The organism is Pseudoclavibacter endophyticus (genome assembly GCF_008831085.1).
GTDB classification, from domain to species: Bacteria; Actinomycetota; Actinomycetes; order Actinomycetales; family Microbacteriaceae; genus Pseudoclavibacter; species Pseudoclavibacter endophyticus.
On sequence record NZ_WBJY01000002.1, the window covers coordinates 406,555 to 417,493 of the forward strand.

The following is a 10,939-nucleotide window of genomic DNA, read 5'->3' on the forward strand; positions in this document are numbered from 1 at the left end:
ATGCAACAGAGCGGCACCGCGCCGGACAATGGCCTCCTCGCAGGGAAAGTCGTCTTGGTCGTCGGGGCGAGCAGCGGAATCGGGGCCGAGGCCGCGCGCGTGTTCACCGCCGAAGGTGCATCGGTCATGCTCGCCGCACGGTCGTCGGAGCGCTTGCGCGAGATCGTCGACGAGCTGACACGTGGCGGACATGACGCCGCCGCCGTCTCGGGCGACGTCGCGGTCGCGGACGATGTCGCGCGCTTCGTCGACGAGACGATCTCGCGGTTCGGCCGACTCGATGGTGCATTCAACAACGCCGGCATCGGTCAGGGCGGCCGGCTCGATGACGTGTCGGAGGACGAGTTCGACCGGGTCATGAACGTTAACGTCAAAGGCGTCTGGCTCTGCCTGCGCGAGCAGGTGCGCGTCATGCGCCCCGCCGGCTCGGGAGCGATCGTCAACGTCAGCAGCATCGGCGGACTCCGCGGCAGCCCCGGATTCGGCGCATACCAGGCGACGAAGCACGCGGTGATCGGCCTGACACGTACTGCGGCGCATGACAACGGCCCCGACGGAATACGGGTGAATGTCGTTGCGCCAGGTCCGGTCCTCACCTCAATGGTGATGAAACCGGACGGCGAATTGCCCGACGGCGTGAAGGCTCGAATCGCTGCGACTCCGCTGCGCAAGGCGGGTGCGCCGGAAGAGGTCGCTCAGAGCGCGGCGTGGCTGCTCAGCGACCGCGCGAGTCATGTGAGCGGCGCTGTCCTCACCGTCGACGGCGGCTATACCGCGTAGCCGCGGTGGATCAACACGAGGAGAACCATGGAAACGCTCCAGACCGAGACTCCCCAGCGCGCCGGGCTCGATGAAGCGGGATTGGGGCGCGTGACCGACTTCGCCGCGCGCGCCATCAGCGAGGAGCGGGTCGCCGGGGCGGTCATCGTCCTCATGCGCCGGGGACGCATCGGGATGCACGCCGCATTCGGCGACATGAGTCGCTCTGGCGACGAACCCATGCGGCACGACGCAATTTTTCGCCAGTACTCGATGACGAAACCCGTCGTCTCCGTCGGCCTCCTGCAACTCTACGAAGAGGGACGGTTCCAGCTCACCGACCCGCTCGAACTGCACCTCCCCGAGCTCGCCGGCCTGCGGGTGCACGCCGGCTATGACGAGTCGGGGGCTCCGAAGTACGACGAATTGCAGCGCTCGCCGACCGTGCTCGACGCAATGCGTCACACACCCGGGTTCGTCTCCGGCATCGGCCCCACACACGTCGACGCGCTGTACCGCGAGCGCGGGCTGACGCTGGCGCAGTCGCCGTCTCTCAGCCAGGCGATATTGACGTTGGGCGAGATGCCTCTGCTGTATCAGCCCGGTGAGCGCTGGGTGTACGGCCTCGGTCACGATGTGCAGGCGCACCTCATCGAACGACTGTCCGGGCGACCTCTCGATGCTTACCTGACGGATCGCGTCTTTCGTCCGCTCGGGATGATCGACACCGCCTACGGCGTGCCCGACGACCAACGATCTCGAGTCGTCGATCTCCACGGCGCCGGCGCAGCATCGGGAATCCCGACCTACGAGCGGTTCGCCGACCGACCCTTCGGGACGATCGGCCTGTGGGGCACCACGATCGACTTCGCTCGCTTCGGCGAGGCGTTGCGCCGAGGTGGCGAGCTCGACGGGGAACGCGTGCTCGCACGGAAAACCGTCGAGCTGATGTGCTCGAATCATCTTCCGCCAGGCATCGATCGGCTCCCGCCGGGAAGCCCCGCCCCCGGAGCGGGGTACGGGCTCGGGGTCTCGGTGACGGTCGATCCGGCGAGCGAGAGCAACCTCGGCAGCCCGGGGACGTTCGGATGGTTCGGGGCGGCGACGACCCGCTTCCTCGTCGATCCCCGGGAAGAGTTCGTGGCCGTGTTCTGTGCGCAGCAGATGCCGTCTGATGGGCGCCTCTTGGCGGAGTTCCAGACGGTGGCATACGGGGCGCTCGTGTGACGAGCGCCCCGTTCCTCACGGGTGCCGCGCGCGGGTACTACTCCGTGTCTGCGAGCCAGCGTGCCTCGTTCTCGTGGAACGCGTTTAGCTCATCGCGTCGGTCGTCGCCCAAGAGGTCGGGATTCACCGTCCTGCCGCGCGAGTAGTGGATGTAGGCGAGGAACTTGTATGACGGGCGAAGGGTCGCGAGGACCTCGCGGTCGATCGGCGTGCGCTCGTCCGGGTCGACCGGCTTCAGCACATCGCGTTCGAAAAGGACCTCGAAGGAGAGGAGCTTCCAGGATTCATCGACCCGAACTGCCCGTGAGAAGAATCGACAGTAGACGTGGAAATCGACCTCAACACCCTCGAGAACGACGCGATTGAAGATCATCGCCGGGCTCTCGACCGTGGCGCGGTCGCCATTCACCTGCTCGAATGCCGGAAACACCCAGTGCTTGCTATTGCCGGATGCATCGATGCGCAGGCGCGTCTCCTCGACGTAGTCCGGCCCAGTCCCGTCGAACCAACTCGTTCGAACGTGTGCCTGGTCGTGGAAGCACGCGCGCATGACCTCGAAGTGGCGCTGATCTCGAGCGAAGCGTTCGCGCCGTACCAGATCGAGGAGGTCGTCGCGGTCGAAACGGGCTTGTTCGTGCGGGTCACCGGTGCGTCGCATGGAACTTCTCTCCGTTGATGGGACCCGCTCATTGGCATGGCGCGCAGCAGCGCGCGCCACGTTCACAATGCAGCGTGTCGGTTCATAGTACGGTCAAGGATCGTCACAGTGTCCGCTTCCTGTCAACCTCCGAGCTCCAAAGCGCTCGCGCGCAAGCCCTTTCATGCGCCGGCAGTCCTCCGGCAGGTCGAAGTCTCATGCGGATTCACGGGGATCTGCGCACTGGCCCCTTGCGCGCGATCCACTGGCCCCGTAGTGTACGTGAAGTGAACACGCGTTTCGCACTGTGAAACGCGCACGTGGCTAGTGCTCGGCCGGGTCTTCGGCCGGGCATCAGCCGTCGGCGTACTCGAAGGAGAGGTGCCACCATCAACGCAACGCCATCAGTCGACAAGTCTCTGACGCACGCGGTGCAGCGGGTTGAGTCGATCCGAGAGGTGAAAGACCTGCAGCGACGGTATGCCCACCTGGGGCAGCTCGGAAACACCCGCGACATGGCCGGGCTCTTCGGCGACGACGCCACCGTCGAGGGGGCGGCGCGGCGGTGGAGCGGCCGTGCCGAGATCGACGCGTTCCTCCAGGCCGAGGTCGCGCCGTGGGCGAGTGGCGCGAGCGGCGCGCTGCACTTCGAGGTCATCGATCAGCCGCTCATCACGCTCTCGGACAGCGGCGAACACGCTTCGGGTCGGTGGCACAGCCTGCGCTTCCTGGGTGATGGCGTCGCTGTCGCGCAAATCTGCGCCGGCATCTACGAGAACGAGTATCACCGGTCCGAAGCCGGGTGGCGCATCTCGTCGATTCGCTATGTGCCGCTCTACGACGGCGACTATGTGGACGGATGGACGAACACCGCGCCGACGGGCGTGCCGATCGTTCCGCCGCACTTCACCGCGGAGCAGGTCGGTGCCCCGGCTGGCCCCGCCAGACCGGCCGACTCCTTCGGCGAGGCCGAGGCGGGGCACCTCGCCACGCGCATCGCGCGACTCAACGACGAGGACGATGTCCGCAATCTGCTGCACGCCTTCGGCTACTACGTCGACCGCAAGATGTGGGCTGACGTGCACGACCTCTTCGCGGAGGAGGCGTGCATCCGAGTCGGCCAGACCGAATACTCCGGCCAGGAGGGTGTCCACAGAGCACTGCATGAGATGGGCGCAGCTGGCCTAGTAACTGGTGAACTCAATGACCGAATGATTTTCGGCGCGATCGTGGACGTTCGGCCGGGCGGCGAGGAAGCAGACGTTCGCGGGTTCGAGGTGGCGTTGCTCGCCGACCCGGAATCGGGTGAAGGGCACTGGGAGTTCTCGGTCTTCCGTAACCGCATGGTGAAACACGATGGTCTGTGGCGCATCCACGACGTCACGGTCTCGCGAGTTCTCCGGGCGACGTACGCCGACGGGTGGGCGACCGGCGGCATCGACCTCGAGGGCAACTCGGCGCCGCCCCCCGTGCTGAACCCGGCCCCCCGGAGCGCCAATGCCCAGGAACGAGCGCAACGGGAGCACGAGGACGTGCAATTGGCCGACCTCGACCGCAAGCTCTCCCGGTCGCGTGCCTACGACGCGGTCGAGAACCTCTCGGCCGCCTACGGGTATTACCTGGACGACTTCCAGTGGCCCGAGATGGCCGCCCTTTTCGCGACGAACGGCCATAAGCAGAGCCCGTTCGCCGGCTACTATTTCGGGCCCGAACGAATCCTCGGCGCTGCGACGGCCTCGCACGGTGCTCCTCGAGACCCTGCTGTGCCGCGTGCCCGGGCGGTGCTGCACTGGCGCCCGCAGAGCGTCGTCATGGTGTCGCACGACGGGAGATCAGCGAATCTTCGCGCACGGCTGTTCCAGATGCGCACCGCGGCCGACGTGCTGCCGGAATGGACCGGCATCCATAGCGGCAATTATGCGAACGACCAGGCCGTTCTCGACGGGGGAGTCTGGCGCCTCTGGAGCGTGACCATCGACGAGTACTACTTCGTCTCGCCGTCGTGGTCGGGAGGCTGGGCCTCGGCGCAGGTCGACGAGGCGAAGCCCCAGCCCCCCAGCAAACTCCTCTCGCTGTATCCGCCCGACATCGCGATGGATGAGCTCGGCGAACGGATGCGCGGGTTCCGCGGCGGACCTGGGCCGGTGCTCGCGTGGCCAGAGATCGCCCCGATGTGGTTCAACTACCGCAACCCCGTAAGCGGAAGAACCCCCGTCAACTACTGGCCCGACTGTGTGCCCAGCGTGGTCGATTCGAGCGCGAGCATGCTGCACCACGGTTACCAGTTGCCCCCAACCGGTCCGTCCGTCGACGGAAAGGAGTTGCCGTGAAAGCCAGATTCTTCCACTACGGCAAGCTGCTCATCTCGTCATTCATCCTCTTCATCGCTGTCATCACGGTGCTGTTCTTCCTGCTCGAGATCGCGCCGGGAGACGCGGTGCAGAGCCTCGTCGGCGACGTGCCGCTGTCGCAAGAGTTCCGCGAGCAGATTATCGCGGCGTACGGCCTCGACCGCCCGGTCTGGGAGCGCTACGTCTCCTATCTCGGCAACGTGCTCACGGGCAACCTCGGCTACTCGTTCGGCACCAATAACGAGCCCGTCCTCGACCTCATCCTGAGCCGGGCCGGGAACACCCTGGCGATTGCGATCCCCTCATTCGTCTTGTCCACCATCGGGGGCATCGTCCTCGGATCGATTGCCGCACGCACGCGCAAGCGGTGGTTGGACGGAGGCATCTCGGGCACCGCGGTAGGCCTGTTCTCGCTGCCGAACTTCTGGTTCGGCATTCTGCTGATCTTGACGTTCTCAATCGGTCTCGGGTGGTTTCCCTCGCAGGGGAAGAGCCCATTCGGGCAGCCTGGGATCTCGTGGGAGTACACCGTGCTGCCGATCATCACCATGGCCACCACCGAGCTCGCCTATAAGACGAGGATCATGAGGTCATCGATGATCGAGTCGCTCGGACAGGACTTCATCGACACTGCGAGATCGAAGGGACTTTCGTCGAGCCGGGTGCTCTGGCAGCATGCGATGCCGAATGCTCTGCTGCCGATGGTGACGATCTCGGGGTACAGTCTCGGCTTCGTCCTGGCCGGCTCCGTGCTGGTCGAGCAGGTCTTCGGATGGCCGGGCATGGGGCTGCTGTTCATCGATGCGATCAACGCCAAAAACAACATGGTGGTGCTCGGCGTCGTGATCGTGCTGACGATCGCGATCATCCTCATCAATATCTTTACCGACATCATCTACGGACTCGTCGATCCGCGACTGCGGGCACGGTTCTCGCCGAAGCAGCAGAGCACGCTGAAGCCCGAGGCGGCGGAGGTACAGCTATGACCGCGCAACGAGACAAAGCCGACAGTCCAGCCCCGCCTCAGGCGGCGACCGCAGGCGTTCCGCTGGACGCATCGAATGTGAGCGCAGGCGCTCCGACGACCGAACCCGTGGCGACGACCGAGGTCCGTCGCGCCCAGCGCAACGCGTGGTCGATCTTCCTCCGGAAGCCGGCGGTGTGGGTCTTCGGCACCCTCCTCGCGTTCATGGTGCTGGTTGCCGTCGTGGGCCCGTTCCTCGTCGGCAGCCCGGTGTCGACCGAGCATCCACGGCTCCAGCCGCCCGGCGGTGAGTACTTGCTCGGAACTGATTCCCTGGGCAGGGATTATCTTGCGCGCGTCGTCCACGGTGCCAGGGTGTCGCTGATCGTCGGGTTCGCCGTCGCGCTGCTCTGCATGACGATCGGGATCCTGATCGGAAGCCTCGCAGGCTACCTGGGCGGGGCTATGGACGTCATCATGGTCAAGCTCGCCGAGTTTTTCCAGGTCCTGCCCGGCATCGTGCTCGCCCTGGTCGCCGCCGCGCTGCTCGGTGCCAACCCGGTCGTGCTCGTACTCATTCTCGCCCTGACGATGTGGCCGGGCGTCGCCCGAATCGTGCGGGCCGAGTCGATGCGCATCGCACAACTCGGCTACGTGGAATCGGCACGCGCGGCCGGCTTCAAAGGCCCGCGGATCATCTGGTCCGACGTCATCCCCAATGCCATGCCGCCCGTGCTCGTCGCGACGAGCATGACGGTTGGGCGCGCAATCCTCATCGAGTCGGGGCTCGCCTACCTCGGCATCGGGGATGCCAACAACCCCTCGTGGGGTGCACTCCTGAACTCGGCGCAGTCGTACATGCGCGACGGCTGGTGGCTCGCGGTCGCCCCCGGCGCGTGCATATTCCTGGTCGTCCTGGCGGTCAACATGCTCGGCGACGCCTTGAACGACGCCTACAACCCGACGATCGGAAGGGTGAAATGAGCAGCAGTCGCTCTGACCAGTCTGCGCTCGTCGGCGCCGAGAACGCGCCGCTCGTCGAAGTCAAGGGCCTTAGCGTCGAACTCCCGACCGGTGACAGCGAATCCGTGCAGGCGGTCCGAGACGTCGACCTGGTGATTCGCAACGGCGAGCGCGTCGGGCTCGTCGGCGAGTCGGGATCGGGCAAGTCGGTGACAGGCCGCGCCATCGCCGGCCTCCTCCCGACGTCACCGCGCGTGCGCGTCGAGGGATCGATACGGATCTCGGGCTCGGAGATGGTCGGCGCACCGCCCAAGGCGTGGGACCAAGTGCGGCGCAAAACCGTGGGCATGATCTTCCAAGACCCCCTGACCTACCTCAACCCCACGATGCGGGTTGGGCGCCAGGTGGCCGAGTCCGTCATCTCCAGCAGCCCCGGGCACTCACGCAAGCACGACCGAAGCGATGAGGTCGTTCGCTACTTGCGCCTGGCAGGCCTGGACAACCCCGAGCAGGTGGCGGCCGCGTTCCCGCACGAGCTTTCGGGCGGCATGCGTCAGCGCGTCCTCATCGCGATCGCCATCGCGAAAGCGCCTGCCCTCATTCTGGCCGATGAACCCACAACGGCACTCGATGCGACCGTGCAGCAACGCGTGCTGCGGACGATCGATGAGACCGTCACCGATCTCGGAACGTCGCTATTGCTCATCTCGCACGATCTCGCAGTCGTCGCGGAGATGGCGGACCGCGTCTACGTCATGTACGGCGGGAGGATCGTCGAGGACGGACCAACGGAGCACGTCCTGCACGATCCCAAGCATCCCTACACGAGAGCACTTCTGCGCAGTGTGCGGTCACTGACCGACGAAGACACGACGCTCTATTCGATCCCACCGGCACTTCGGCGGGAGTTCGCGCTCGCGGATCGCATCCCATCCGCCGGCGCCGACCTGGAGGACGGGCATGCTTCTTGAAGCCAGCAACATCACGAAGGTGTTCAAAGGGCGTCGCGGAGCTGCGCCGGTCTACGCGGTGAAGGACATCAGCGTGACCGCCACCCCGGGAACGTTCGTCGCGATCGTGGGAGAGTCCGGATCCGGAAAGTCGACGCTCGCGCGCATCCTGCTTGACCTCATCTCGCCTTCCGAGGGAGACGTCACGCTTGACGGGAAGACGATCCGGGGGATGTCCGGCGCAGAGCACACCGGGTACCGGCGAAAGGTCCAGGCCGTTCTGCAGGACCCCGCCGGGTCGCTCAATCCGCGAAAGCGCGTCGGCGAAGCGATCGGCGAAGTCATTCGACTGCACCGGATGGCGCGCGGGCGGCAAGAGATTCGTCAGAAGGCCGTCGAAGTGCTCGACCTCGTAGGGATGACTCCGCCCGAGGCGTTCATGGATCGCTATCCCCATGAGCTCTCGGGAGGCCAGCGGCAGCGAGTACTCATCGCTCGTGCCCTCTCTTTGAACCCCCGGGTGATCGTGGCCGACGAGGCAGTCTCCGCCCTCGATGCGTCGGTCAAGGCGGGCGTGCTCGCGATCATGGCGGATCTGAAAGAACGCCTGGGTGTCGGCTACGTGTTCATCACCCACGACCTGCCCGTCGTGAAGAAGGTCGCCGACTACGTCTACGTGATGAAGGACGGCGAGATCGTCGAGCACAACACGAAGACCGAAATCTTCACTCAACCGACGCATCCATACACGCAGACGCTTCTGGCAGCGGCCCCGTCACTCGAACGCGCGACCGCCAGACGGAGCGAGGAAAGGAAGAAGCACTCATGAGCAAACGCCTGCCGAGGCTGATGCCCGACGAGATGACCGACGAGCAGCGCGACATCTCCGAGAAGTTCACGGGCGGCAAGCGTGTCACCCCGGCCAGCGCCTTTTCACTCGTGCACCCGGACGGCGGGCTCATCGGCCCGCCGAACGCGTGGCTACTCAGCCCTCCCCTGGCCCGGATCTTCGAGCAGGCGGGCGGCGCCATGCGATTCGAGCTCACCCTTTCCGACCGGTGCCGCGAGATCGCCCTGCTGCTGCACGCGTTCTTCCGAGACAGCGCCTTCGAGCTCTATGCGCACCGGAAGGCCGGCCTGGCCGCCGGCCTGTCAAATGAGGAAATCGAAGCGCTCAGCGACCGCGTTCCGCCGCAGTTCGAGTCGGAGGAGGAGCGTGCGACGTTCGACGTCACGGTGGCCATCCTCGACCGCAAGACGCTCGACGACACCGAATACGCCGATGCCGTCGGCGTGCTGGGTGAGCGGGCACTGTTCGAACTGGTGTCGCTCGTCGGGTACTACGACATGATCGCGACCCAGCTTTCCGTCTTCGACGTGCAGGCCCCCGACAGCTAAGTCTCGAAAACGGCGCTCCGCATCGAGGTGCGAGTGCGGAAACGGCCGGTGCGCCCCGCGGGGGAGCACCGGCCGTTCGTTCGCTTGCGTCACCCGCGGGCGCGCGTCATCGTCTCCCATGGGAGTCTGTTCGACATGACGGATCCGTCTTCGAGGCCCTGCCACCTGCTCGTGTTGGCTACGGGGAACTGCCCGTTGAACCAAACCAGGGGCGCGTAAATCATCAGTTCCTCCGCGCGGTCCTGAAGATCGATGAATGCTGCGCCGCGCTCGTCCTGACCAGTCATCGTCAGGGCGGTCTCGGCGGCCGCGTCGATCTGCTCGTCGCAGATCTGTGATGGGTTGGCGGATGCCTGCTTCTCGCTGTTGCACGTGTACCAGCGAGTAATGCCAACACTCGGGTCCGAACCGACGGTCGCCGGCAGGAACGCGATGTCGAAATCACTTGTCGTATACACGCTCTCCGTGAAGACGGTAGCTGAGGAGCCCACCAGATTGACCGTGATGCCGACGTCAGCCAGCATCGACCGGGCGAGTTCGGCCATCGCAGCGGTGTCAGTGCGCTCGGACGTGTAGCGAAGGTCGAGCGCGAATCGCGAACCATCTGGGCCCGTCGTTGCTCCGGCCGCGTCGAGCGCGGCATTGATCGCGTCGACATCGCGGGGGAAGTCCTCCGAGAAGTCGACGTTCGGGCTGACCGCCCAGTCGAGGGCTTCGGGGAAGAACCCGTTGGCGGGTTGGCCGAGGCCGTGCAGCACGGTTTCAGCGATCTCCTGGCGGTCTATGGCAGAGAAGACGGCCTGGCGCACGGCCGGGTCTTCGAGCTCCGGACTCTTGCCGTTGAACATCATGGCGATGTCCTGCGGGTACCCGAAGGTCTCGAGCAGCGCGAAATCGGGGTCCTCTTGGACCCGAGGCTGGTGTGCAATTCCGATGACCGCCTGGTCGACCTCACCAGCGAAGAGCGCCTCAGTGCGACTGGTCGCGTCGCCCATGATCGGGAAGATCACCCGATCGACCGAGACGTCACCTCCCCAATAGTCAGGGTTTCTCAGGAGCACGATCTGCTCGCCGGAGTCGTACGAGTCGAACATCAGCGGACCGGTTCCGATCGGTGCCATGTTCGCCGGGTTCGTGACGTAGTCCGTGCCCTCGTAGACGTGCTTCGGCACCATGAACTGCGCCGCAACGGTTTGCAGGATCGGCCCATACGGTTCGCTCATGTGGATGACCACGGTCGTTTCGCTGGTGACCTCGACGGACTCGAGGCGTTCACCGATCTCTGCCCCGAACGACGAGAGCGGCACGATCTCGTCGAAATTGAACTTCACGTCATCCGCGGTGAACGGTGTTCCGTCGTGCCACGTCACTCCTTCGCGCAGCTGGAATGACAGGGTCAGCGCGTCGTCGCTCAGCTCCCAGCTCTCGGCGAGTGCGGGCGAAAACGCAAAGTCGGTCGACTGGAAGATCAGCGGCTCGAGCATCTGTGCACTGAACATGGCCGTCATGGGGGCGCCGACGAACTGTGCGTTCATGCCACGGGGGTCGTCATCGATCGCGTAGATGAAGTCGATCGGGGCTTCCGCGTCACCCACGTTGGTGGCGCACCCTGACATCCCTAGCGTGACTATGAAGACCGCCCCGGCGACACCACCCCAATGTGGTCGTCTCACGATGGTCTCTCCTCTCT

General features: G+C 65.4%; 10 protein-coding genes. 8 read left to right on the forward strand and 2 right to left on the reverse strand.

What is annotated here, in order from left to right; translation table 11 throughout:
• Both F8O04_RS11530 and F8O04_RS11535 read left to right on the forward strand, forming a co-directional pair.
• The gene (locus F8O04_RS11530) at positions 1-780 is read left to right on the forward strand and encodes an SDR family NAD(P)-dependent oxidoreductase (RefSeq protein ID WP_158029516.1); all 780 of its coding nucleotides are present in this window, start codon (positions 1-3) and stop codon (positions 778-780) included.
• A 27-nt stretch (positions 781-807) separates the two neighbouring features.
• The gene (locus F8O04_RS11535) at positions 808-1,986 is read left to right on the forward strand and encodes a serine hydrolase domain-containing protein (RefSeq protein WP_158029517.1); all 1,179 of its coding nucleotides are present in this window, start codon (positions 808-810) and stop codon (positions 1,984-1,986) included.
• A 37-nt stretch (positions 1,987-2,023) separates the two neighbouring features.
• Here F8O04_RS11535 and F8O04_RS11540 read toward each other — a convergent pair whose 3' ends face one another.
• Positions 2,024-2,644, reverse strand: coding sequence for a nuclear transport factor 2 family protein (locus F8O04_RS11540; protein ID WP_158029518.1), 621 nt, complete (start codon positions 2,642-2,644; stop codon positions 2,024-2,026).
• Between the two features lie 410 nt (positions 2,645-3,054).
• Between F8O04_RS11540 and F8O04_RS11545 the strand changes: the two genes are divergently transcribed.
• From F8O04_RS11545 to F8O04_RS11570, 6 genes are all read left to right on the forward strand, one after another.
• Complete coding sequence (locus F8O04_RS11545) at positions 3,055-4,953, forward strand: nuclear transport factor 2 family protein (RefSeq protein WP_188726418.1); 1,899 nt, start codon at positions 3,055-3,057, stop codon at positions 4,951-4,953.
• Complete coding sequence (locus tag F8O04_RS11550; protein ID WP_188726419.1) at positions 4,950-5,960, forward strand: ABC transporter permease; 1,011 nt, start codon at positions 4,950-4,952, stop codon at positions 5,958-5,960. Before F8O04_RS11545 ends, F8O04_RS11550 begins: the two co-directional genes overlap by 4 nt.
• A gap of 107 nt (positions 5,961-6,067) precedes the next feature.
• Positions 6,068-6,922, forward strand: coding sequence for an ABC transporter permease (locus tag F8O04_RS11555; RefSeq protein WP_188726420.1), 855 nt, complete (start codon positions 6,068-6,070; stop codon positions 6,920-6,922).
• A complete protein-coding gene (locus F8O04_RS11560; protein ID WP_158029522.1) occupies positions 6,919-7,872 on the forward strand; it encodes an ABC transporter ATP-binding protein in 954 nt (317 codons plus the stop codon). The genes F8O04_RS11555 and F8O04_RS11560 overlap by 4 nt, the downstream gene beginning before the upstream one ends.
• Positions 7,862-8,680 carry an ABC transporter ATP-binding protein gene (locus F8O04_RS11565; RefSeq protein ID WP_158029523.1) on the forward strand — a complete coding sequence of 273 codons (819 nt, stop codon included), beginning with the start codon at positions 7,862-7,864 and terminating at the stop codon, positions 8,678-8,680. Before F8O04_RS11560 ends, F8O04_RS11565 begins: the two co-directional genes overlap by 11 nt.
• Complete coding sequence (locus F8O04_RS11570) at positions 8,677-9,249, forward strand: carboxymuconolactone decarboxylase family protein (RefSeq protein ID WP_158029524.1); 573 nt, start codon at positions 8,677-8,679, stop codon at positions 9,247-9,249. The genes F8O04_RS11565 and F8O04_RS11570 overlap by 4 nt, the downstream gene beginning before the upstream one ends.
• Before the next feature lie 89 nt (positions 9,250-9,338).
• Here the strand turns inward: F8O04_RS11570 and F8O04_RS11575 are convergent, their stop codons facing one another.
• A complete protein-coding gene (locus F8O04_RS11575) occupies positions 9,339-10,844 on the reverse strand; it encodes an ABC transporter substrate-binding protein (RefSeq protein ID WP_188726421.1) in 1,506 nt (501 codons plus the stop codon).
• Positions 10,845-10,939: the final 95 nt, after the last annotated feature.

Coding starts and splice junctions, on each gene's coding strand:
- F8O04_RS11565 (WP_158029523.1), top strand. CDS start 7,862: ATGCTTCTTGAAGCCAGCAACATCACGAAGGTGTTCAAAGGGCGTCGC.
- F8O04_RS11540 (WP_158029518.1), bottom strand. CDS start 2,644: ATGCGACGCACCGGTGACCCGCACGAACAAGCCCGTTTCGACCGCGAC.
- F8O04_RS11530 (WP_158029516.1), top strand. CDS start 1: ATGCAACAGAGCGGCACCGCGCCGGACAATGGCCTCCTCGCAGGGAAA.
- F8O04_RS11570 (WP_158029524.1), top strand. CDS start 8,677: ATGAGCAAACGCCTGCCGAGGCTGATGCCCGACGAGATGACCGACGAG.
- F8O04_RS11535 (WP_158029517.1), top strand. CDS start 808: ATGGAAACGCTCCAGACCGAGACTCCCCAGCGCGCCGGGCTCGATGAA.
- F8O04_RS11560 (WP_158029522.1), top strand. CDS start 6,919: ATGAGCAGCAGTCGCTCTGACCAGTCTGCGCTCGTCGGCGCCGAGAAC.